Origin of the sequence: Streptomyces sp. NBC_01288, assembly GCF_035982055.1 — a bacterium.
Classification (GTDB): Bacteria; Actinomycetota; Actinomycetes; order Streptomycetales; family Streptomycetaceae; genus Streptomyces.
This window is the reverse complement of record NZ_CP108427.1, coordinates 3594059-3617697: the sequence shown is the minus strand read 5'-3', so window position 1 is coordinate 3617697 and position 23639 is coordinate 3594059. Positions and strand designations below refer to the sequence as shown.

Here is a 23639-nt window from a genome sequence, read left to right as displayed (position 1 = left end):
AGGTACGCACGCGTGCGTGCCCTGCATGGCCGGGTCGTGAGGCACGCGTGCGTGCACCACGTGCGTACGTGACCGTGTTCTACAGGGAGCCCTTGCGGGACAGGTGGTTGAAGAACAGCCAGCCCGGCAGCACCGGGATCCACAGCGTCAGCAGCCGGTACAGCAGCACCGCCGGAGCGGCGACCTCCTTGGGGAGGCCCACGGCGATCAGGCCGAGGGTCAGGCTAGCCTCGACCGCGCCCACACCGCCCGGGGTCGGGGCCGCGGAACCGAGCGCGTTGCCCGCGAGGAAGACGACGGCGACGCTGGCCAGGCTGAGCGACGTCGACTGATCGCCGAACGCCCGGATCGACGCGTCCAGGCACATCACGAAGCAGGCCGTCAGCAGCAGCATGCCGCCGATGCCGGTGACCAGCTTCTGCGGCCGCTGGAGCACGTCGAGCATGCGCGGGATGACGCCCGCGAAAAGCGACCGCACGCGCGTGACGAGGAACTTCCGCAGGAACGGCACCGAGGTCACCACGAGCACGAGCACCGCCACCGTCAGCAGACCGGCGATGACCGTCCGGGACGGCGACAGGGACGGCGTCTTCTCGGTGCCGGTGAGATAGCCGAACGACAGCAGCATCAGGATGTGGCAGCCGAGACCGAACAGCTGCGACGCGCCGACACTCGCCACCGCGAGCCCGGGCCGCACCCCGGCACGCTGGAGGAAGCGTGTGTTCAGGGCGACACCGCCGACCGCGGCCGGGGCCACGATCTTCACGAACGACCCGGCGACCTGCGCCCCCACGGCCCGCAGGAACGGCACGCGCTCCGGTACGAACCCCAGGAGGGCCATCGCCGCCGCGAAGTAGCTCAGCGCGGAGAACAGCACGGCCGCGGCCACCCAGCCCCACTGGGCGTTGGCGACGAGCGGGCCGAACTCGATGTGTGTGAGCTGCGTCAGCAGGAAGTACGCGCCGATCGCGCCCGCGATGAAACTGATCAGCGTGCGCGGCCGCACCCGCTCCAGACGGGCCGGTTCGACGTGCGCCTGCGGTCTGATCAGCAGCACCTGGTGACGGATCTGGGTGAGCAGATCCTCCTCGCGTGCCTCGTCCAACGCTTCGTCGATGGCCCGCTTCTCGGCCCGCTGCTCCGCGCGCACGGCCTTCTTGTCGGGCTTCTCCAGTACGGGCGTGGAGCCCTCCGAAGCCTCCGCGCGGGCCAGCCTGGTCTGCTGGGACGCCTCCAGGATCGCGTCGCGCTCCCGCTGAGCCCGCTCCCTGGACAGGCGTCGCAGCGTCGCGCGCGTGGAGCGCGACAACGCGATCGGCTGGAGCATCGGCAGACAGTCGGCCACTGCGTCGGGACCGAGGACACCGACCGCCGAGGCCACCGCGCGCTCGGCGCCCACCAGCAGACCGATCGTCGTCACCAACTGGGCGACGTCCATGCGCAGCAGCAGCTCACCGGCCGCGATCTCGCCGCCGCGCAGATCAGTCAGGATCACACTGCCGGAACGATCCACCAGAATCGCGTCACCGGCGAGCCTGCGGTGGGCGATGCGCCGCGACTGCAACGCCTGCACCTGGTGCCAGGTCAGGCGCAGCAGATCGTCGGTGATCTCCTCGTCCGCGAGCGAGTCGAGCGTGCGCCCACCGGTGTGCTCGTAGACGAGCATCACGGCGTCGGGGCCGAGTTCCGAGGTCGCGATCAGCTTCGGGGCGTTGGCCCCGGCCGCGATCGCCGCGTACGCCAGCAGGGCCTCCTGCTCCAGCGCCTGGCGCAGCGACTGGAGGCTGCTGCGGGTCGCGAAGCCGCGCAGCGTCAGATTGCGCCACGCCCGGTAGAAGAAGCCCTGCGCCTGCTGTTCGCGGTCGACCACGGTGACGTCCAGCGGTGGACCGTCCTCCAGGGTCACGAAGTAGCGCCGGCCGCGGTCGCCGTTCTCCGTGTCGACGACCTCCTCGCGGGCCGCGCCCACGGGGTGGAAGCCGACCGTCCGCAGGCCCGCCATCAGCGTCCGTCCGGTGGGCCGGACGTTCGGCGAACCCACCGCGTACAGCGTCCCGTAGGCCACGGTCCAGCCGATCAGCACCGTCAGGATGATCGAGAACGGCGTCGTGTACCCGGTGACCAACATCGAGAAGGCGTCGAGCAGCAGCACGATCCACAGCACGGAGCGCCAGCGCGGCCTCCGGGACATGCCTACGGCCGTCATGTACGCGATGACGGGCGCCAGATAGCCGTGCACCGGGTCGGTGAGGGCGTGGATGTCGCCGGGGGAGGGCTGGGTGAGCGCCTCCTGGATGGAGCCCGGGGCGGCCTTGGCGACCCACAGGTCCGTGGCGAGTGTCACTCCGTGGGCGAGGACCGCCGCGAGCACGCCGTCGGCGATGCGCAGTCCGTCGCGCTTGATCAGCCGTTCGATCGCGAAGGCGACCGGCACCAGCAGGATGGCGATGCTGGACGCCAGCCCCGCGATCTTGATCAGCAGGTCGGGCGCCTGCCCGGTGCCCTTGTTGATGTCCTGTTCGAGCCCCGAGGTCGTGCCGTGCGCGAACGCGGCGATCGCGAGCAGTACGACGATCGCGAGAAAGCCCACCAGGAGGCGCATGAGATCGGAAGGGCGGTGCACGCGCGCGGGGAGCAGTGGTTCGTCGCCCTCGACCTCCTCGACGTGCGGGTCGTCACCGCAGTCGTCGAGACCGGGCACAGGGCCGGGCGCGGGGCCGGGTGAGGGCGTCTCGGCGGACCCCTCCGCAGGGTCCTGCTCGTGGGCGTCGGCGGTGTCCGGGCGCGACGCAGCGTCAGAGGTGCCCTCCGCGTCTTCGGGGTGCACACCCTGCTGCTTCATCGTCTCTTCTTGATCTCGTATCACCGGTCACCGCCCGCACGATGGTGGCATGCCCCACCGACACACGGGGGCATCAGGGTGCAAATGCGGGGGCGCACAGTCTGCCCCACGCGCCGCTCCGGGGCGAGGGATACGCAGAGTCGCCAGCGCGTCGCACTGTCGGTGGTGTGCGGCAGGATGGGACGGATGAGCGAGGAGAGCCTTCCGGACGACACCGGCCCCGAGCACGGCGACGCGCTGCCCGAGTACGCCGAGCGCGTCCTCGACGTGGCCGAACGGATTCCGCCCGGGCGCGTCATGACGTACGGCGATGTCGCCGAATGGCTGGAGGAGGGCGGCCCGCGCCAGGTCGGCCGCGTGATGGCCCTCTACGGGGGAGCCGTTCCGTGGTGGCGGGTCGTCCGCGCGGACGGCACGTTGCTCCCCGGCCACGAGCTGCGAGCGCTCGACAACTACCGCGCGGAGGGCACTCCCCTGAAGGAGGCGAGCAGATCCTCCGAGGGTCACTTGCCACGCGTCGACATGAAACGGGCGCGATGGGACGGCGGCGAGCGCGCGGACGGTCACACCTGACAGCTTCCGCCATCGGCCGCGCCCCGGGGCGGCCTGTGGCCCGTACGGGGGAAACCCGGCACGTCCGTGGCATGCCGTACGTTCGAGGGGCGAGGGACGCGAGGGTCGCGCGAGCCGTGAGGGAACGCGCGGAAGTCCTGCTTCCCTACGACCCGTCGGCGTAGCGTCGGCTGCACCTGTCCCCCTCACCACGCGGTCACCGCCCTCCACGCGCGGTGGTCAGGCAACCAGCACACCCACCAGGACCGGCGAACCACGTGAGCTCCTCTTCCTCCACCAGGCGCCTGTCGCACCCCCAGGTGCGACAGGGGAACCGTGGCGCTTACCGACTGGTGCGTACCCCGCAGACCCGGCCGGTTCCCCCTCGTCTGGACGCGCCACAGCGCTCCGTGGTTGACCACGAGGCCGGTCCGCTGCTCGTCCTGGCAGGTCCTGGCACCGGCAAGACCACCACCCTCGTGGAGTCCGTCGCGGCACGGATCGCCAGGGGAGGTGACCCCGCGCGGATCCTCGTGCTGACGTTCAGCCGCAAGGCGGCCGTCGAACTGCGCGACCGCATGGCGCTGCGCATCGGCGCCGCCCGCGCGCCCCGGGCGACCACGTTCCACTCGTTCTGCTACGCCCTTGTCCGCGCCCACCAGGACACCGGCCTGTTCGTCGAGCCCCTACGGCTGCTCTCCGGCCCCGAACAGGACGTCGCCGTACGCGAACTGCTCGCCGGCCAGCCCGACCTGGAGCGGCTCGGCCTCGCCCACGTGCGGTGGCCGGACGAACTGCGGGCCTGCCTCACCACCCGCGGCTTCGCCGACGAGGTCCGCGCGGTCCTCGCCCGCAGCCGCGAACTGGGCCTGGGCCCCGGCTCCCTGGATGCCTTCGCCCGCCGCATCGGCCGCCCCGACTGGCGTGCCGCCGCCGCCTTCCTCGCCGAGTACCTCGACGTACTCGACCTCCAAGGAGTGCTCGACTACGCGGAACTGGTCCACCGCGCGGTGCTCCTCGCCCAGCGCCCCGAGGTCGCGGAGCGGCTCGCCGCGGAGTACGACGCCGTGTTCGTGGACGAGTACCAGGACACCGACCCGGCCCAGGTACGACTGTTGCACGCCCTCGCCGGCGGCGGCCGCAACCTCGTCGCATTCGGCGACCCCGACCAGTCGATCTACACGTTCCGGGGCGCCGATGTGAACGGCATCCTGGACTTCCCGAGCGCCTTCCCGCGCGCGGACGGCAGTCCGGCCCCCGTAGAGGTGCTCCGGACCTCGCGCCGCTCCGCCGCCACCCTGCTGACCGCCACCCGCCTGCTCACCCAGCGCATGCCCCTGACCAGGCTCCCGGCCCAGAAGGTGCGCGCCCACCGCGAGTTGTCCCCGGTACGGGACGGCGGCCAGGTCGAGGTCTACACGTACCCGACGTCCGGCACGGAGCTGGACAACATCGCCGACATCCTCCGTAGGGCACACCTGGAGGACGGCGTCCCCTGGAGCGACATGGCCGTCCTGGTACGCGCCGGCTCCCGGACCATCCCCACGATCCGACGCGCCCTCACCGCGGCCGGCGTCCCCCTGGACATCGACGGCGACGACCTGCCCCTGCGCCACGAGCCCGCGGTGGCACCGCTGCTGACGGCCCTGCGGGCGGTGGCGGCGGCGGAGGCATCAGCGCGGCCCGAGGACGACACCGAGGCCGTAGGAGCCGTAGGGGAGGGCGACGACGTAGAAGACGCTGCGTCGGAAGCCGACGATGGACCGGCCACTGTGGAAACCGAGCACGGGCACGAACAGGCCACGCCGGAAGCCGATCCCGAAGAGCCCGTTGCTCCCTCCTGGCTCGACGCCGAAACCGCCCTCACTCTGCTCGCCTCCCCCCTCGCCGCCATGGACGCCGCCGACCTGCGCCGCCTGGGCCGGGCGCTGCGCGAGGAGGAGCGGGCCGGTGGCAACCCCGTGCCGCCGCCCTCGGACGAGCTGCTCACGCGGGCGCTCGCCGAGCCGGAGCGGCTGGTCGCGCACGACCCCACGTACGCGCGCGGAGCCCAGCGCCTGGGCGCGCTGCTGCGCAAGGCACGGGAGCGCCTGGCAGGCGGCGGTACGGCCGAGGAGGCGCTCTGGGACCTCTGGCAGGGCACGCCGTGGCCCGGGCGCCTGGAGCGGGCCGCACTGCGCGGCGGCGCGGCCGGGCGCAACGCGGACCGTGACCTGGACGCCGTCTGCGCGCTGTTCGCGACCGCCGCCCGCGCGGAGGAGCGCACCGGAGGCCGGGGCGCCCTCAACTTCCTGGAGGAGATCGACGCCGAGGACATCGCCGCCGACACGCTCACCCGGCGTGCCGTACGCCCCGACGCCGTACGCCTGATGACCGCGCACCGCTCCAAGGGCCTGGAGTGGAACCTGGTCGTCGTAGCCGGCGTCCAGGAGGGCCTGTGGCCGGACCTGCGCCGACGCGGCTCCCTCCTGGAGGCCGACCGCATCGGCCGCGACGGACTCGCCGAACCGCTCACCCCGGGAGCCCTGCTCGCCGAGGAACGCCGCCTGTTCTACGTCGCGGCCACACGCGCGCGTGAACGCCTCGTCGTCACCGCCGTGAAGGCACCCGCGGACGACGGCGACCAGCCGTCCCGCTTCCTCACCGAACTCGGCGTCGAGCCCAAGGACGTCACCGGCCGCCCCCGCCGCCCGCTGTCGGTCGCCGCACTGGTCGCCGAGCTGCGCGCCACGACCGTCGACCCGCGCGTGTCCGAGACCCTCAGGGAGGCCGCCGCACGCCGGCTGGCCCGGCTGGCCGCGCTGGCCGACGACGAGGGCCGCGCCCTGGTCCCGTCCGCGCACCCGTACCGCTGGTGGGGCATGTACGACCCGACCGAGAGCAAGGTGCCGCTGCGCGACCGCGACCAGCCCGTCGTGCTCTCCGGAAGCGCCCTCGACCAACTCGCCAACACCTGTGCCCTGCAATGGTTCCTGGGCCGCGAGGTGAAGGCCGACGCGCCCGCGACCGCCGCCCAGGGCTTCGGGAACGTGGTGCACGTCCTCGCCGACGAGGTCGCCTCCGGACGCACCCCCGCCGACCTCGACGCCCTCATGGAGCGCCTCGACACCGTGTGGAACGCGCTCGCCTTCGACGCGCCCTGGAAGTCGGTACAGGAGAAGGACAACGCGCGCGTGGCGCTCGAACGCTTCCTGAAGTGGCACGTCGACTCCAACGGCGTCCGCACCGGTCGTACGCCGGTCGCCAGCGAGCACGACTTCGACGTCACCCTCGAAGCGGGCGACTACGAAGTGCGCATCCGCGGCTCCATGGATCGCGTCGAGGCGGACGGCGAAGGACGCGCCTACGTAGTCGACTTCAAGACCGGCAAGGCCACACCGACCGCCCGCGAGGTGGAGCGCCACCCCCAACTCGCCGTCTATCAACTCGCCGTCCAGGAGGGCGCCGTAGACGAGGCCTTCGACGGAGTGCGCCCCGAAGCGGGCGGCGCCGAACTCGTCCAGCTGCGCCAGGGCGCCGCGCAACGGGACGGCGGCGAGACCCTGCCCAAGGTGCAGGCCCAGGAGCCACTGGAGGGGGAGTGGGCCGGTGAACTGCTGGCCACGGCCGCGGGCAAGGTCCTCGACGAACGGTTCACGCCCACGGCCGGACAGCACTGCACGCACTGCGCGTTCCGGGCCTCGTGCAGCGCGCGGCCCGAGGGACGACACGTCGTCGAGTAACTCGCGTGACGTATCGCACCACATGTGCTGACCTGCGCTTCTTCTGCCCCTGAGGGCGATTGGTCCTCGACTGTCAGTGGCCGCCGCTAGCCTCTCCGACATGCCCGCCCGTATCACCGATCCCGATCAGCTCAAGGAGCTCCTCGGCATCCCCTTCACCCCGGAGCAGACGGCCTGCATCATCGCGCCGCCCGCCCCGCAGGTGATCGTGGCCGGAGCCGGGTCGGGCAAGACCACGGTGATGGCGGCCCGCGTGGTGTGGCTCGTCGGCACCGGCCAGGTCGCCCCCGAGCAGGTCCTCGGCCTGACCTTCACCAACAAGGCCGCCGGTGAACTCGCCGAGCGCGTCCGCAAGGCGCTGATCAAGGCGGGCGTCACCGACCCCGACGTCATCGACCCGGACAACCCTCCGGGCGAGCCAGTGATCTCGACCTACCACGCCTTCGCGGGCCGCCTCCTGACCGACCACGGCCTGCGCATCGGCCTCGAACCGACGGCTCGCCTGCTCGCCGACGCCACCCGCTTCCAGCTCGCCGCGCGCGTGCTGCGCGAGGCCCCCGGCCCCTACCCGGCGCTCACCCGCTCCTTCCCGGACCTCGTCAGCGACCTCCTCACGCTCGACGGCGAGCTCTCCGAACACCTCGTACGCCCCGAGGAGTTGCGCGCCTACGACGCCGAGCTGCTGCGCGCGTTGGAGGGCCGCAAGCTCAGCAACGCCGAGCTGCGCAAGGTCCCCGAGGCGGCCGCCGCACGGCGTGAACTCACCGAGCTGGTGAGCCGCTACCGGACCGCCAAACGCGAGCGCGACCTGCTCGACTTCGGTGACCAGATCGCCCTCTCCGCGACCCTGGCCCGCACCCGCCCCGAGGTCGGCGACATCCTGCGCGACGAGTTCCGGGTCGTGCTGCTCGACGAGTACCAGGACACCTCGGTCGCCCAACGCATCCTCCTGGCAGGCCTGTTCGGCGCCGGCACGGGCCACCCGGTGACCGCCGTCGGCGACCCCTGCCAGGCGATCTACGGCTGGCGCGGCGCGTCCGTCGCCAACCTCGACGACTTCCCCGAGCACTTCGCGCACGCCGACGGACGCCTCGCCGCCCGCCAGTCGCTCAGCGAGAACCGCCGCAGCGGCGGCCGCCTCCTCGACCTCGCCAACAACCTCGCGGAACCCCTGCGCGCCATGCACGCGGGCGTGGAGGCCCTCCGCCCGGCCCCCGGCGCCGAGCGCGACGGCATGGTCCGCTGCGCGCTGCTGCCCACCCACACCGAGGAGATCGACTGGCTCGCCGACTCCATCGCCCACCTCGTACGGACCGGCAAGGCGCCCGCCGAGATCGCCGTCCTGTGCCGCACGGCCACCGACTTCGCCGAGATCCAGGGTGCCCTCGTCGCCCGCGACATCCCGGTCGAGGTGGTCGGGCTCTCCGGGCTGCTGCACCTGCCCGAGGTCGCCGACCTCGTCGCCGTCTGCGAAGTCCTCCAGGACCCCGGCGCCAACGCCTCCCTGGTCCGGCTGCTGACCGGCCCGCGCTGGCGCATCGGCCCGCGCGACCTCGCCCTCCTGGGCCGACGCGCCCGGTTCCTCGTGTCCCACACGCGCGTGGGGGACGACGACCCGGACCGCCGACTCGCCGAGGCCGTCGAGGGGGTCGACCCCTCCGAGGTGATATCGCTCGCCGACGCCCTCGACACGTTCCTGGAGACACCTCTTTACGGCGCCGACCGCACCGGGGACGACGACGGGCTGCCCTTCTCACCGGACGCGCGCGTGCGCTTCGCCCACCTCGCCACCGAACTGCGCGACCTGCGCCGCTCCCTGTCCGACCCCTTGATGGACGTCCTGCACCGCGTCCTCGCCGTCACCGGCCTGGAGGTCGAACTCGCGGCGTCCCCGCACGCGTTGGCCGCCCGCCGCCGCGAGACCCTGTCGAACTTCCTGGACGTCGCCGCCTCCTTCGCCGCGGGCGACGGCGAGGCGACCCTGCTCGCCTTCCTCGGCTTCCTGCGCACCGCCGCCCAGTACGAGAAGGGCCTCGACAACGCCCTGCCCGGCGGCGAGAACACCGTCAAGGTCCTCACCGCGCATAAGTCCAAAGGCCTGGAGTGGGACGTCGTGGCCGTCCCCGGCCTGGTCACCGGGACCTTCCCCAGCACCCAGGGCCGCGAGAAGTGGACCGCCCAGGGCAAGGTCCTGCCGCACGCCCTGCGCGGCGACACCGCCACCCTGCCCGACGTGGCCTCCTGGGACTCCCGAGGCCTGAAGGCCTTCCACGAGGACATGAAGGACCACCAGCACACCGAGGAACTCCGCCTCGGCTACGTCACCTTCACCCGCCCCCGCTCCCTGCTGCTCGGCTCCGGCCACTGGTGGGGTCCCACCCAGAAGAAGCCCCGCGGACCCTCCGACTTCCTCCAGGCCCTCTACGACCACTGCACGGCCGGGTACGGCGAGATCGAGGCCTGGGCGGACCAGCCCGAGGAGGGCGCGGAGAACCCCGCCCTGCACACGGCCACCGCCGACCAGGCCTGGCCGCTGCCCCTGGACGACGCGGCGATGGCCCACCGCCACAAGGCCGCCAAGCTGGTCATGAACCACTTGGAGTACCTCGCCTCCCACGACGAGGGCCACCCCGCGGCCACCCACGACCCGAACACCCACGACGACCCGGACTGGCCCCCACCACCGGAGGACGACGAACCGCCTTACGACGAGCCCCCTTCCGGGGAGCCTCCCTACGAGGAATCGCTCCCCGAGACGGACATTCGGGCCGAAGACGCCCTCCCGGAGGACGACCCCGCCGACTGGGACGCCTGGACCACGGACCGCCCGACCGTCCCGCAGCAGGCGACGGCCCCGCACGCCGCCGAACACTCCAGTGCGCCAGGGGGCGCGCGCCCACACCCCACGGAACCGCCCGGCACGCGCCTCACCCCCGAGGAGGCCCGTGCCATCGCCTCCTGGGACCGCGACCTCGACGCCCTCACCGGCGAACTCCTGCGCGCCCGCCGGGGAGTCACCGACGTCCCCCTGCCGGCCTCCCTCACGGCCACCCAGCTGATGCTCCTGGCCGCCGACCCGGACGCCCTCGCGCAGGAACTCGCCCGCCCGCTGCCGCGCCCGCCGCAACCCGCCGCACGTCGGGGCACCCGCTTCCACGCCTGGGTGGAGTCACGCTACGAAGAGCTGACCCTGCCTATGCTGGAACCGGACGAACTGCCCGGCAGCGAGGCCGAGATCGCCGACGAACGCGACCTGGAAGCCCTCAAGGAAGCCTTCGAACGCACCGAGTACGCCCGGCGCACGCCCTACCGCGTCGAGACCCCCTTCCAGCTCGCGATCGCCGGCCGCGTCGTACGGGGCCGTATCGACGCCGTCTACAGACAGGGCGACGGCGACGGGACGACGTACGAGATCCTCGACTGGAAGACCAGCCGCACCCGTACCGCCGATCCGCTCCAGCTCGCGATCTACCGGCTGGCCTGGGCCGAGCTGCGGGGTGTGCCCCTGGAAGCGGTCACGGCCGCGTTCCTGTACGTGCGCGGCGGCGAGGTCGTACGGCCGGAGAACCTCCCGGACCGGGCCGCGCTGGAGCGGCTGCTGCTGGAGGAGCCGGGCGCGCAAGCAAACTGTGAGGAACCGCCCACCGAGGATGTCAGTGCGGGCCGATAGGCTCGTGACCATGAGCCACACCGTTGACAGTGCCGTCAGCGCGGTCCGCACGTACATCGAGCAGCACCGCGCAGCCTTCCTCGACGACCTCGCCGAGTGGCTGCGCATCCCGTCCGTGTCGGCCCAGCCCGACCACGCGCCCGACGTCCGGCGCAGCGCGGACTGGCTCGCCGCCACACTCCGGGAGACCGGCTTCCCCACCGCCGAGGTCTGGCCGACCCCGGGCGCCCCCGCCGTCTTCGCCGAGTGGCCCTCGGACGACCCCGAGGCACCCACGGTCCTCGTCTACGGCCATCACGACGTCCAGCCCGCCGCCCGCGAGGACGGCTGGGACAGCGAGCCCTTCGAGCCCGTCGTCCGCGAGAACCGCCTCTACGCGCGCGGGGCGGCCGACGACAAGGGCCAGGTGTTCTTCCACACACTCGGCGTCCGCGCCCACCTCGCCGCCACCGGCCGCACCGCCCCCGCCGTCCACCTGAAGCTCCTGATCGAGGGCGAGGAGGAGTCCGGCTCCCCGCACTTCCGGGCGCTCGTCGAGCAGCAGGCCGACCGGCTCGCCGCCGACGCCGTGATCGTCTCCGACACCGGCATGTGGTCCGAGGACACCCCCACGGTGTGCACCGGCATGCGCGGCCTCGCCGAGTGCGAGATCCGGCTGCTGGGCCCCGACCAGGACATCCACTCCGGCTCCTTCGGCGGCGCCGTGCCCAACCCGGCGACCGCGGCCGCCCGCCTCGTCGCCGCCCTGCACGACGAGCACGCACGCGTGGCCGTTCCCGGCTTCTACGACGGCATCGTCGAGCTCACCGATCAGGAGCGCGAGCTCTTCGCCGAGTTGCCCTTCGACGAGACGGAGTGGCTGCGCACCGCCAAGTCGCACGCCACCCACGGCGAGGCCGGACACACCACCCTGGAGCGCATCTGGGCCCGCCCCACCGCCGAGGTCAACGGCATCGGCGGCGGCTACCAGGGCCCCGGCAGCAAGACGATCATCCCTTCCTCGGCGATGGTGAAGCTGTCCTTCAGGCTGGTCGCCGGCCAGGACCCCGACCACATCGAGAAGGCCGTCCGAGCCTGGGCCGCCGAGCAGGTGCCCGACGGGATCCGCCAGGAGATCACGTTCAGCTCGGCCACGCGCCCGTGCCTGACGCCCCTGGACCACCCGGCCCTCCAGTCCGTCGTCCGAGCCATGGCCCGCGCCTTCGAGAAACCGGTCCTCTTCACCCGTGAAGGCGGCTCGGGACCGGCCGCCGACCTTCAGGAAGTCCTCGGGGCACCCGTCCTCTTCCTGGGCATCTCCGTCCCCTCCGACGGCTGGCACGCCCCGAACGAGAAGGTCGAACTCGACCTCCTCCTGAAGGGCGTCGAAACCACCGCACACCTGTGGGGAGACCTCGCCGACACCTGGCGCCGCGCGCCCTGACGAAACCGCGCGATCCGGAACGGCTACGCGCGCGGGGCACACTGGAAGAACCGCCCCGCACACCCCGTCCCCGCCGGACCCGGTCGCCTCCTGCCGAACGTCCCGCTGAACCGCCCGCCGAAACAATCCGCATTGCCGGGGGAGTTGGAAGCACCCGTGACCACCTGGACCGACCACACAGCCGACCGACCCATCTCGCTCACCGCCCCGAGCGGCATCGACCGAGCCGCCCACCACCGGCTCGACGAGGCCTGGCTCGCCGCGGCATGGAGCCACCCCACCACCCGTTGCTTCGTGGTCTCCGGCGGCCAGGTCCTCATCGACGAGACACCCGACGGCAAGACCGAACTCGTCATGACGCCCTCCTTCGAGGCCCCCCTCACCGAGGCGCACCGCTACTTCCTGGGCACCGACGACGACGGCGTCAGCTACTTCGCTCTCCAGAAGGACGCCCTCCCCGGCCGCATCGACCAGTCGGCGCGCCCCGCGGGCCTGCGCGAGGCGGGCCTCCTGCTGTCACCCCGGGACGTGGGCCTCATGGTGCACGCGGTCGCCCTGGAGAACTGGCAGCGCCTGCACCGCTTCTGCTCCCGCTGCGGCGAGCGCACGGTGATCGCCGCGGCCGGCCACATCCGCCGCTGCCCCGCCTGCGGCGCCGAGCACTACCCGCGCACCGACCCCGCCGTGATCATGGCCGTCACCGACGAGGAGGACCGCATCCTGCTCGGCCGCCAGGTCCACTGGCCCGAGGGCCGCTTCTCGACGCTCGCCGGCTTCGTGGAGCCCGGCGAGTCCATCGAGCAGTCGGTGCGCCGCGAGGTCTTCGAGGAGGCAGGCATCACCGTCGGCCACGTCGAGTACGTCGCCAGCCAGCCCTGGCCCTTCCCGTCCAGCCTCATGCTCGGCTTCATGGCCCGTGCCACCTCGACCGACATCAACGTCGACGGCGACGAGATCCACGAGGCCCGCTGGTTCTCCCGCGAGGAGCTGCGCGCGGCCTTCGAGTCCGAAGAGGTGCTGCCCCCGTACGGCATCTCGATCGCGGCCCGCCTGATCGAACTCTGGTACGGCAAGCCGCTGCCGACGCGCACCTTCGTCTGAGGCGACCTGGGGCGCGGATGCCGGGGCGCGGATGACCGACCCGTACTGGAACCACAATGTCCACTACCACCCCCTGGTGGTGGACGCCGTGCCCGCCGGCTGCCGTACCGCCCTGGACGTCGGCTGCGGGGACGGCCTGCTGGCCCGCAAACTGGCGAGCAGAGCCGGGTCCGTCACGGGCGTGGACCGCTCGCCGCAGATGATCCGGCTCGCCCGCGCGGACGTGCTGCCGGAAAACGTCACCTTCGTAGAGGCCGACTACCTCGACGCCACCTCACTCGACGAAGGCACGTACGACTTCGTGAGCGCGGTCGCCGTCGTCCACCACACGGAGTTCGAGGACGCCGTGGCACGGCTGGTGAGCCTGCTGGCACCCGGCGGCCGACTGGTGGTCGTCGGCCTGGCGTACAACCGCACCTTCCTGGACTGGGTGATCAGCGGCTGCGGACTGCCCGTGAGCCAGTTCCTCGCACGACGGAACGGCGGGAAACTCGGCCCCGTCGGCATGCCGATCGAGGACTCGGCCATGTGCTGGGGAGAGGCCCGCGCAGCCGTCCGGCGCATGTTGCCGGGAGCCCGGTTCCGGCGTCGGCTGCTGTGGCGCTACATGGTCGCGTGGGACAAACCGGTCGCCTGAGGAGAACGACAAAGAGGGCGGCCCTCGACATCAGGGGCCGCCCTCTTCGGAGCTGTGTGCGCCGACCGTCGTTCAGGCGCCGAGCGCCTGCTTCACCTGGGCGAGGCTCGGGTTCGTCATGACGACCTCGGAGCCGCCCTGGGAGGGAACAACCAAAACCGTGGGCACCGTCTGATTCCCGCCATTCGCCTTCTCGACGAACGCCGCCGAAGCCGGGTCCTGCTCGATGTTGATCTCGTTGTACGCGATTCCCTCGCGGTCCATCTGGCTCTTCAGCCGACGGCAGTAACCGCACCACGTGGTGCTGTACATCGTCACAGTGCCCGACATTCTCTCGCGCTCCTCAACAGCTCGGGGGATGTGTCCTCGCAGTGGAGGGAACGTACGCGACACGGCCGCAATTCCCGCAGGGAGCGGCATGCGGCACGTGACGCCGGCCGCATTAGTACGACTGCGGGTGCCTCCCTGTGGACAACCGGCTCACCTGTCTCCGGCGACCTGGCAGCATGGCCGTGTGACAGCAGCAACGCACTCCTCCCTCTTCCCGCAGGTACCGGACTCGGCCGACGCGGTGCTCGAAGGACTCGACCCCGAGCAACGCGAGGTGGCCACGGCCCTGCGCGGTCCGGTGTGCGTGCTGGCGGGCGCCGGCACGGGCAAGACACGGGCGATCACCCATCGGATCGCCTACGGAGTGCGCGCCGGGGTCCTTCAGTCCTCCAGCGTGCTGGCCGTCACCTTCACCAACCGCGCCGCCGGCGAGATGCGCGGCCGGCTGCGTCAGCTCGGCGCCACCGGAGTGCAGGCACGCACGTTCCACTCGGCCGCGCTGCGCCAGCTCCAGTACTTCTGGCCGAAAGCGATCGGCGGCAGCATGCCCCGGCTCGTCGACCGCAAGATCCAGCTCGTCGCCGACGCCGCGGCCGCCTGCCGCATCCGCCTCGACCGCGGCGAACTGCGGGACGTCACCGCCGAGATCGAGTGGTCCAAGGTCACCCAGACCGTGCCCTCCGACTACGCGGCCGCGGCGGCCAAGGCGGGCCGCGACGTCCCCCGCGCCCCCGCCGAGATCGCCCAGCTCTACGCCACCTACGAGGACGTCAAGCGCGACCGCGCGGTCATCGACTTCGAGGACGTCCTGCTGCTCACCGTCGCCGTCCTCCAGGACCGGCACGACATCGCCGAACAGGTCCGCTCGCAGTACCAGCACTTCGTGGTCGACGAGTACCAGGACGTCAGCCCGCTCCAGCAGCGCCTCCTGGAGCTGTGGCTGGGCGACCGCGACAACCTCTGCGTCGTCGGCGACGCCAGCCAGACGATCTACTCCTTCACCGGAGCGACGCCGGACCACCTGCTCGACTTCCGCACCCGCCACCCCGGCGCCACCGTCGTCAAGCTGGTTCGCGACTACCGCTCCACACCCCAGGTCGTCCACCTCGCCAACGGCCTGCTCTCCCAGGCCCGCGGCCGTGCCGCCGACCACCGGCTGGAGCTGATCTCCCAGCGTTCCGCGGGCCCCGAGCCCGTCTACGTTGAGTACACCGACGAGCCCGCCGAGGCCGAGGGTGCCGCCCGCCGCATCCGCGACCTCATGGACGCGGGCGTCCCGGCGAGCGAGATCGCGATCCTGGTCCGCACGAACGCCCAGTCCGAGACCTACGAACAGGCCCTCGCCGACGCCGGAGTGCCCTACCAACTGCGCGGCGCCGAGCGGTTCTTCGACCGCCCCGAGGTCCGCAAGGCCGGCATCGCCCTGCGCGGCGCGGCCCGCTTCGGCGGCAACGACTCCCTCCTGGACGACGTCATCGACCTGCCCTCCCAGGTCCGTGCCGTCCTCTCCGGCGAGGGCTGGACCACCGAGCCCCCGGCCGGCTCCGGCGCCGTCAGAGAGCGCTGGGAGTCGCTGGCGGCCCTGGTCAACCTCGCCCAGGACTTCGCCGCGGCGAAACCCGGGGCCACCCTCGCCGACCTGGTCGCCGAACTCGACGAGCGGGCCAACGCCCAGCACGCCCCGACCGTCCAGGGCGTCACCCTCGCCTCCCTGCACTCGGCCAAGGGCCTGGAGTGGGACGTCGTCTTCCTGGTCGGCGTAGCCGAGGGCATGATGCCCATCACCTACGCGAAGACCGACGAGCAGATCGAGGAGGAGCGTCGCCTCCTCTACGTCGGCGTCACCCGCGCCCGAGAGCGGCTCCACGTCTCCTGGTCTCTCTCCCGCTCACCCGGAGGCCGCCCCAACCGCCGCCCCAGCCGCTTCCTGGACGGCCTGCGCCCCGGCTCGACCGGCGCCGTGGGCAGACCCGGCACGATGGCCCCCGGAGGCATCGAGCGTGGCTACGCGGGCACCCCCAAGGCTGTACCGCGCCGGACGCAGCGCACCGTGGCCCGCTGCCGGGTCTGCGGCCGCACTCTCACCGAGGCCGGTAAGATGAAGCTGATGCGCTGCGAGGACTGCCCCTCGGACATGGACGAGGGCCTCTACGAGCGGTTGCGCGAGTGGCGGGAGGTCCAGGCGCAGCGCAGCGGTCAGCCCGCGTTCTGCGTCTTCACCGACAAAACACTGATGGCGATCGCCGAGACCGTCCCCGACGACGACGGCGAACTCGCGCGCATCCCGGGCGTCGGCGTCCGCAAGCTCAACCGCTACGGGGCTGATGTCCTGGCCATCTGCGGCGGTCAGGAGCCTGCGGAGGGTGTCGCGGAGGACTGATTCAAACTCGTCGAGAAAATAGTTTGCGCATGCCCCAGCAATCCCCATAGGTTCTTAGGCACGGGAACAGGGGGCCTTCTCGAAGGCCCTGATTCCGTGCTGTACTTGCCTAACCGAAGGACCGGTCTCACCCCCGGTCCCCCGAGACGCCGAGAGGAGGCGATTCCAGTGATCAGCATCAACACCCGTTCCAGCAGCACCGTGAAAATGACCGATCCCTCGGTCGTCTCCCTGTGCATCCTCGGCGTTTCGAACCTGGGCACCGGTCTGTCCGGCATTTCTGCCGCCCGTCCGACGTCCGCCCTGTCTCTCGCGGTCCTTCCCGTCCGTGAGCGCAACGAGCGACCGATCAAGGCACTGGAAGCAGTAGGGGCACAGGCGCAGGCCTATGCCTTTGCGCCCGGTGCCGGAAGCCGGAAGCAGACGACGCAGCACCACCAGATGTGGGCCTTCCGTGGGCCAGAACCCTGGAGTGATCCAGCCTGATCGATCAGGCCGGCGCCTTCAGGGCCGCGGAACCCCATCCGGGATCCGCGGCCCTTCTGTTTTCCCCGAACGGGGACGACGGAGCGAAGGGGCCTCGGGACAAGAAAAGAACCCGGTACCAAGCCGACAACCGGCCCAACAGGGCCGGACCGACCAGACGAGGAAGAACAACCGTGCAACTCGAAGCGCACGCCCCGTCCGTACCGCCTTCCGACACGATCCCCCCGCCCGGCCTCACGGAGGACTCCACCTTGACTCCGCTCACTACGCTCACCGCGCTCGACGACGCCATCGAGAACCTGGGCGTGCCCGTCCCCTGCCGTTCCTACGACCCGGAGGTCTTCTTCGCCGAGTCGCCGGCAGATGTCGAGTACGCCAAGTCCCTCTGCCGCACCTGCCCGCTGATCGAGGCCTGCCTCGCCGGCGCCAAGGAGCGGCGTGAGCCCTGGGGCGTCTGGGGTGGCGAGCTCTTCGTCCAGGGTGTCGTCGTGGCCCGCAAGCGGCCGCGTGGCCGTCCGCGCAAGAACCCGGTCACGGCATGAACATCACCCTGGGAACGATCGACCGCCCCCTCACGCACGACCCCAAGAAGCAGGCCCCGATGAAGCCGTCCACTCCCAGCGAGCCCGTGGGCTCCGCGATCCCAGACTTCACCACCCCGGGTGCGACCGAGTCGCGCCAGAACAGGACCCGAGAGATGCAACTCATCCCAGAAGCCCTGGCCCGTGCGCATATGCACGAGCGCCTGCACGAGGCCGAGCGGGAACGCCGGGCCGTGCGCCTGGTGACCGCTCGCCGGATGCAGCGCAGGGCCGAGCGCGCCTCGATGCGTGCCCGGCGTGCGCTCGCCATGGCCGTCATGCAGTAACCGATCACACCTGAAGCGGTGGCCTCCCGACCCCGGGAGGCGAAAGCTCCCCCGCGGGGCCGGTCCGTCCGAACGGACCGGCCCCGCGGTGCGTTCCGACCGCCGATCCCCGGCCGCGGAGATATCGTCACCGCGTGACGAGTCCTCCCGGAGGCAGTGACACCGGCGCCTCCACCGCGAAGCCCCAACCCCTCGTGTGCGCCCGCTGCGGCACCCGGTCCGAAGGCCCGCGGCCCACCTGGACCTGCTCCGTGGAGCACGGAACCCGGCACTACTTCTGCGACACCTGCGCCAGAGAGAACCTCAGGGCGATCGAGGGACGGCTCGACTCGGCCTGGTGGTAGGCCGCACTCGCGCCATCAACGCCCTGACCCGCGCCGTCAGAGGCCCGACTCGCGTCACCCGCGGCCCGGCTCACGCCTCCGCCGCGGGGTCCTCCTCGTCCAGGTGCTCCTCGTACTCGTCCGGGTCCTCCGGTACGAACCCCGGCAGCCACTCCTCCAGCTCATCGCGCAACCGCACCGTCGCACCCAACTGGCACAGCACGCCGATTGTGCTCAATGTCACCCGGTGTATCAGGAGGTACGCCGGGGGCAGATTGAGCTGCTTGCCGAGCTGGTGGGCGGGGGAGCGGGGGTCGGCGATACGGGCCGCCTGGCTGCGCATCCAGCCGCGGCTGAAGGTGAACGCGTCGACCTGCGCCGGCTCGATGATCGGCACGAGGTAGTCGAGGACGGCGTCGGGGTCCAGCTCTATCGACTCCTTGACGAATCCCTCCGTGCGCAGCAGCTCGTAGACCCCCTCGGCGTCGCCGTCGAGCGTCATGCGCAGAGAGTCGCCGATGGGCGTCGGCAGACCGCCGGGAAGACGGTCGACCGTGCCGAAGTCCAGGACACCCAGACGCCAGTCGCCCTTGCCGTCCGGATCGGCGGGCAGCAGACGGAAGTTGCCCGGATGCGGGTCCGCGTGGAGAAGACCCGTGCGGGCCGGGCCGGAGAAGAGGAAGCGGGCCAGGAGCTGGCCTGCCCGGTCGCGCTGTTCCTGGGTGCCGTCGGCGATCACCTCCGACAGCGGGATGCCGTCGATCCACTCCGTGACCAGGACCTGGTCGCACTGGTGGACCACGGCGGGCACCACGACGTCCGGGTCGCCCTCGAACTCCTCCGCGTGCGCCTGCTGGGCCTGTGCCTCCAGGCCGTAGTCCAGTTCCTCGGAGACCCGGTCGCGCAGCTCCGCGATGAGGGGCTTGATGTCCATCCCGGGGATGAGCGGGCCCAACAGACGGGCGAATCGGCTCAGTTGGGTCAGGTCGGAGAGGAGGGCCTCGCCGGCGCCCGGGTACTGCACCTTGACCGCGACCTCGCGGCCGTCGTGCCACACCGCCCGGTGCACCTGGCCGATCGACGCGGCCGCCGCGGGCTTGTCCTCGAACTCCAGGAACAGCTCCCGCCAGTCCTCGCCGAGCCGCTCCGTCAGCACACCGTGCACGGTGCGCGTCGGCATCGGCGGTGCCGCCTCCTGGAGCTTGGTCAGCGCGGCACGGTAGGGACCGGCGACCTCCTCGGGCAGCGCCGACTCGAAGACGGACAGCGCCTGCCCGAACTTCATCGCACCGCCCTTGAGCTCGCCGAGCACCTTGAACAGCTGCTCCGCCGTGCGCTGTTGCAGTTCGCGGCCGACGATCTCCGCGGACTCGCCCACGATCCGTTTCCCGAGCCCCCACGTCGCTCTCCCGGCGAAGCCGAGCGGGAGCGCGGCGAGCTTGGCGGTGCGGGTGACCGCCTTGCGGGGAAGATCAGACATGCGCCCTCCAAGTCCCGGCCGGCCGGGCCGAGTCTGCCTTACGGCGCACATCCCTCGACGGCCGGTCCCCTGCCATTGTCGCGTGTCGATCCTCGTCCGTAGAGGTGTGTCCCTCCTTACCTTTCCTCGCACCCTTCTCCGCGGCTCCGCACGGGCAGGCGGAATGCGCCCAGACCGGTCGCGCGTGCCAGTCAAGACCGGGCAGCGAGACCTCCCACCGCGCACCCGCGCTCGACGGCGACCGCCCGTCCAGGAAGGCCAGCGCGTGCGCGGCGGCCAGCCCGGCGACGGTCGTGGCCAGCGTCAGATCGCACGCCCGCACCCGCGGCTGCTTACCGGAGCGCCACTGCGCGACCAGACGCGGCCAGGTCGGATCCCGGTCGGTACGCGCGTGGTGCAGGCAGCCCGCGCAGGACGTCTCGCCGGGCAGGACCAGCGGGCCCACGACTCCCGTGCCCTCCACCACACCGGCGTACAGATGAGGTGTCCCCGAGACGATCAGGCCGGTGGCGGCGGCCGGGTCGGGCGCGTGCACGGCGACGTCGTCGCGCGGGGCGAGGATCACCAGGGAGAAACCGGGGTCGCTCTCCTCCGCCGTGGCCCGCGAGGTCCGGCGGGGCTGGCGGTCCGGTGCCGCCCGGCGTACCGCGCGGCGCGCCGCCTCGTCCCGGCGCTCGCCGACCGCCTCCGCGGGCAGCCCGCCCGGAGCGACATCCCAGGGCTCGGTGTTACCACCGTCGCGCACGTCGACCTCACCGACCCCCGCGCCCGACAACAGTGCGGCCAGCACCGCGCCCACCCGGCCCGCGCCTCTCACCTGCACCCGCAGTTCGCGACGTGCCGCCAGACGGCCCATCGACTCGCCCGGCTCGCCGGTGATCAGGGAGAGCGACGCGAGGTCCGGGCGCAGCCGGTCGAGGACGTCCTTCTTCGCGCGGAGGGCATCGGCCGCGGGCCCGCCGCCCCTCGCGTCGTCGAGCAGTCCCGCGTGCGTCAGCCCCTCCACCAGCTGGTCCACCTGCCCCTCGGGCAGCTTCATCCGCTGCCCCTCCTCACGCAGGAGCGGCAGTCCGCGCGTGCCGTTGAGCAGGTCCAGGAAACCGCCCGTCGCCGTGTCCATCGGGCCCAACGTCAAGGCGTGCGCCGGTGTCATCCCGAACTGCACGGTGTGGAGATCACGCCAGCCGCGCCGCAGCGCGGGCTTCACCATCGGATGCATGACAGGCCCCCGTAGCCCTAGGAAGTACGTCCCGTGTGCCGGCGGAACCGGTCGGTGCTCCGCCTGCGATGCCAGCCTGCCCGGCCCGGGCGTCGGGTGCGGAAAGTTGTCCACAGGCTGTGGGATTCGTCGTACAAATCAAACGCTTGGTGGCGGATCGATACCGAAACCGCCCCGGAGTCGGGACTTCCCGCGTGTGCAGAGGGTAACGTCGTGGCGTGCCCGCCGACCCACTGCACAGCGCCGGAAAACCACAGCGCAGTACGACGAGCCAGCCGCCAAGCGGCTCGGGGGCGAGCGCGATCGAGGTCCGCAGGAGTGCGCGTCGGCGCAGAACTGTCTCCGCGTACCGCGAGGGCGATCGCACCGTCGTGCTCATCCCCGCCCGCATGTCCGAGGCGGAGGAGAAGCGCTGGGTCACCGTCATGCTCGACAAGCTGGCCGCCCAGGAAAGCAAACGCGTGCTGGGTGACGCCGAGCTGTCCGAGCGCGCCGAGCGACTGTCGGCCCAGTACTTCGACGGCCGCGCCCGGCCCACCTCCGTGCGCTGGGTGACCAACCAGAACACGCGCTGGGGCTCCTGCACGCCCTCCGAGGGCAGCATCCGCCTCTCCCACCGGCTCCAGGGAATGCCCGAGTACGTCGTCGACTACGTGCTGCTGCACGAGCTGGCGCATCTCCTGGTGCCCGGACACGGGCCGCGGTTCTGGCGGCTCCTGGAGGCGTATCCGCGCACCGAGCGGGCGAAGGGCTACCTCGAAGGCGTGGTCGCGGCCGAGCGGCTGCCCCATCCGCCGGGCGCCCGCGAGGAGTGAGGCCCTCTTGTGGGGGATTGTGTACCGGGTCTGTACCGACTTCCTCCGGTGTCGGTGATTGCCGTTAGCCTGGCGCGACTCACTTGCATCGGGATGGGGGACGGTCGTTACGCATGGCCAGGGAATTCCAACGCGGCCACAAGGCCAAGATCAGTGACCTCACCGCGGGCACGGATCTGTACGTAGGTGTGCAGATCACCGGCCCCGGACTGACGTTCGACATCAGCTGCTTCGGCCTCGACGCCGAGGAGCGGCTCTCGGACGACCGGTACTTCGTGTTCTTCAACCAGCCGAAGTCCCCCGAGGAGTCCATCCAGCTCCTGGGTGCCCAGGCGGGCGACTCGGAGTCCTTCCGGGTCACGCTCGACAAGATCCCGCCGCAGATCCACAAGCTGGCGTTCACGGCGACCCTCGACGGTGCCGGGCAGATGTCGCAGATCGCCCCCGGGTACGTCCGGATCGTCGCGGGCGGCGAGGAGGTGGCCCGCTACTCGTTCAACGGTTCGGAGTTCACCACCGAGCGGGCCGTGATGCTGGGTGACTTCTACCTGAAGGACGTCTGGCGGTTCGCGGCCGTCGGCCAGGGCTTCGACGGCGGCCTCGAAGCGCTGCTGAAGAACTTCGGCGGCGAGGTCGCCGAGGAGGAGACGCCCGAGCCGCAGCAGGCACAGCCCGCGCCACCGCAGTCCGGTGCCGCCCCCGGCTTCGCCCCGCCCGCGTTCGGCGCCCCCGCGGCCCCGGCACCCGCCCCGCAGCCCGTCGCGCAGGGGTACACACCCCCGCCCGCACCCTCCGTGCACGCCGCGCCGACCATCATCGCGCCCATGACCCCGCCCGGGGCGGGCACCGTGCCGCCCCCGGGTCCCGTGCCCGCGCCCTACGGTCAGCCGCAGGCGCCGTACGGACAGCAGGCCCCCGGCCAGAGCCCGCCTCCGCCGCCCGGCTACGCGCAGCCCCAGGCCCCGCACGCGCCGGGCCCCCCGCCCGGCTACGGTCAGCCGACTCCGCCCCCTGGCTACGGCCAGCCGCCCGCGCCTCCCGGGTACGGGCAGCAGCCGCCCACTTTCGGGCAGGTCCCGGGGCAAGCAGCCGGCTACGGAGTGCCCCAGGGATCTCCCCAGGGCGCCGGTGTGTCGGCCGCGCTGGAGAAGTTCAAGGAGACGCCCACCGGGCAGCGCTGGACGCAGCAGAACAAGAAGCTCGTCCGCGTCGACCTCGGCATCGGCGGCCAGCCCGTGCTCGCCCGCCAGGGCAGCATGGTGCTCTACCAGGGCAAGGTCGACTTCGGCTACAAGGGCGCCGGGTTCGCCGGGCGGATCGTCGGCAACGCGACCGGCCAGGAGATGCAGCTGATGCGCTGCACCGGCCAGGGCCAGGTGTTCCTCGCCGAGAACTCCGCGCATCTGCACCCCGTCGAGCTCCAGGGGGACGCGATCTGCGTCTCCGCCGAGAACGTCCTCGCCTTCGACGAGAGCCTCCAGTACGAGGTCCGGCGCATCGAGGGACACGGCATCCCCGGGGGCGCGCTGTTCACGATGCAGTTCCAGGGGACCGGCACCATCGTCGTGAAGACCCACGGCTCGCCCGTCGTGCTGCCGGTCACGCCGACCACGTTCGCCGACTGCAACGCGGTCGTCGCCTGGTCCGCGGCCGCCCAGGTGATCGTCTCCAGCCAGGTCCGGATGCGCCGCAACGCCTATCCGGGCGACACCGGGGAGAGCGTCAACCTGCAGTTCCGGGCGGCCCCCGGAAACTTCATCGTCGTCCAGCCGTACGAGGTCTGAGGGAGCC

At 71.8% G+C, this 23639-nt stretch carries 17 protein-coding genes; 13 read left to right on the top strand and 4 right to left on the bottom strand.

Annotation, left to right across the window (positions count from 1 at the left end; all coding sequences use genetic code 11):
• Positions 1-79: 79 nt before the first annotated feature.
• A complete protein-coding gene (locus tag OG194_RS15600) occupies positions 80-2842 on the bottom strand; it encodes a lysylphosphatidylglycerol synthase transmembrane domain-containing protein (RefSeq protein ID WP_327401450.1) in 2763 nt (920 codons plus the stop codon).
• Between the two features lie 186 nt (positions 2843-3028).
• On the opposite strand from OG194_RS15600, the gene OG194_RS15595 reads away from it, so the two are divergent.
• The 6 genes from OG194_RS15595 (at position 3029) to OG194_RS15570 (ending at position 13947) form a co-directional block, all read left to right on the top strand.
• Positions 3029-3415, top strand: coding sequence for an MGMT family protein (locus tag OG194_RS15595; RefSeq protein ID WP_327401449.1), 387 nt, complete (start codon positions 3029-3031; stop codon positions 3413-3415).
• A gap of 257 nt (positions 3416-3672) precedes the next feature.
• Positions 3673-7116 carry an ATP-dependent helicase gene (locus OG194_RS15590; protein ID WP_327401448.1) on the top strand — a complete coding sequence of 1148 codons (3444 nt, stop codon included), beginning with the start codon at positions 3673-3675 and terminating at the stop codon, positions 7114-7116.
• A 100-nt stretch (positions 7117-7216) separates the two neighbouring features.
• Positions 7217-10786, top strand: a complete 3570-nt coding sequence (locus OG194_RS15585; protein WP_327401447.1) for an ATP-dependent DNA helicase — start codon at positions 7217-7219, stop codon at positions 10784-10786.
• 10 nt (positions 10787-10796) lie between these two features.
• Complete coding sequence (locus OG194_RS15580; RefSeq protein WP_327401446.1) at positions 10797-12209, top strand: dipeptidase; 1413 nt, start codon at positions 10797-10799, stop codon at positions 12207-12209.
• A gap of 156 nt (positions 12210-12365) precedes the next feature.
• Positions 12366-13310 carry an NAD(+) diphosphatase gene (gene nudC / locus OG194_RS15575; RefSeq protein WP_019058345.1) on the top strand — a complete coding sequence of 315 codons (945 nt, stop codon included), beginning with the start codon at positions 12366-12368 and terminating at the stop codon, positions 13308-13310.
• 31 nt (positions 13311-13341) lie between these two features.
• Positions 13342-13947 (top strand): class I SAM-dependent methyltransferase, encoded by a 606-nt coding sequence (locus tag OG194_RS15570; protein ID WP_327401445.1) that lies wholly within the window; start codon positions 13342-13344, stop codon positions 13945-13947.
• A gap of 72 nt (positions 13948-14019) precedes the next feature.
• Here OG194_RS15570 and OG194_RS15565 read toward each other — a convergent pair whose 3' ends face one another.
• Positions 14020-14277: a mycoredoxin gene (locus tag OG194_RS15565; RefSeq protein ID WP_318018708.1), complete on the bottom strand. Its 258-nt coding sequence runs from the start codon at positions 14275-14277 to the stop codon at positions 14020-14022.
• 88 nt (positions 14278-14365) lie between these two features.
• Between OG194_RS15565 and OG194_RS15560 the strand changes: the two genes are divergently transcribed.
• From OG194_RS15560 to OG194_RS15540, 5 genes are all read left to right on the top strand, one after another.
• Entirely contained in the window at positions 14366-16657 is a 2292-nt protein-coding gene (locus OG194_RS15560) for an ATP-dependent DNA helicase UvrD2 (RefSeq protein ID WP_327401444.1), read from the top strand.
• A 168-nt stretch (positions 16658-16825) separates the two neighbouring features.
• Positions 16826-17143 carry a hypothetical protein gene (locus OG194_RS15555; RefSeq protein ID WP_327401443.1) on the top strand — a complete coding sequence of 106 codons (318 nt, stop codon included), beginning with the start codon at positions 16826-16828 and terminating at the stop codon, positions 17141-17143.
• A gap of 173 nt (positions 17144-17316) precedes the next feature.
• Positions 17317-17685 (top strand): WhiB family transcriptional regulator, encoded by a 369-nt coding sequence (locus OG194_RS15550; RefSeq protein WP_327401442.1) that lies wholly within the window; start codon positions 17317-17319, stop codon positions 17683-17685.
• Positions 17682-18011, top strand: a complete 330-nt coding sequence (locus OG194_RS15545) for a hypothetical protein (protein ID WP_043674579.1) — start codon at positions 17682-17684, stop codon at positions 18009-18011. Before OG194_RS15550 ends, OG194_RS15545 begins: the two co-directional genes overlap by 4 nt.
• Positions 18012-18145: 134 nt before the next feature.
• On the top strand, positions 18146-18355 hold the full coding sequence (locus OG194_RS15540; RefSeq protein ID WP_327401441.1) for a hypothetical protein: 210 nt from the start codon (positions 18146-18148) through the stop codon (positions 18353-18355).
• 70 nt (positions 18356-18425) lie between these two features.
• On the opposite strand, the gene OG194_RS15535 is transcribed toward OG194_RS15540, so the two are convergent.
• Positions 18426-19814, bottom strand: a complete 1389-nt coding sequence (locus OG194_RS15535) for an ABC1 kinase family protein (RefSeq protein ID WP_327401440.1) — start codon at positions 19812-19814, stop codon at positions 18426-18428.
• Entirely contained in the window at positions 19807-21033 is a 1227-nt protein-coding gene (locus OG194_RS15530) for a TOMM precursor leader peptide-binding protein (protein WP_327401439.1), read from the bottom strand. Before OG194_RS15530 ends, OG194_RS15535 begins: the two co-directional genes overlap by 8 nt.
• Positions 21034-21251: 218 nt before the next feature.
• Between OG194_RS15530 and OG194_RS15525 the strand changes: the two genes are divergently transcribed.
• Both OG194_RS15525 and OG194_RS15520 read left to right on the top strand, forming a co-directional pair.
• Positions 21252-21848 carry a M48 metallopeptidase family protein gene (locus tag OG194_RS15525; RefSeq protein ID WP_327401438.1) on the top strand — a complete coding sequence of 199 codons (597 nt, stop codon included), beginning with the start codon at positions 21252-21254 and terminating at the stop codon, positions 21846-21848.
• A 113-nt stretch (positions 21849-21961) separates the two neighbouring features.
• Positions 21962-23632, top strand: a complete 1671-nt coding sequence (locus OG194_RS15520; protein WP_327401437.1) for a TerD family protein — start codon at positions 21962-21964, stop codon at positions 23630-23632.
• Positions 23633-23639: the final 7 nt, after the last annotated feature.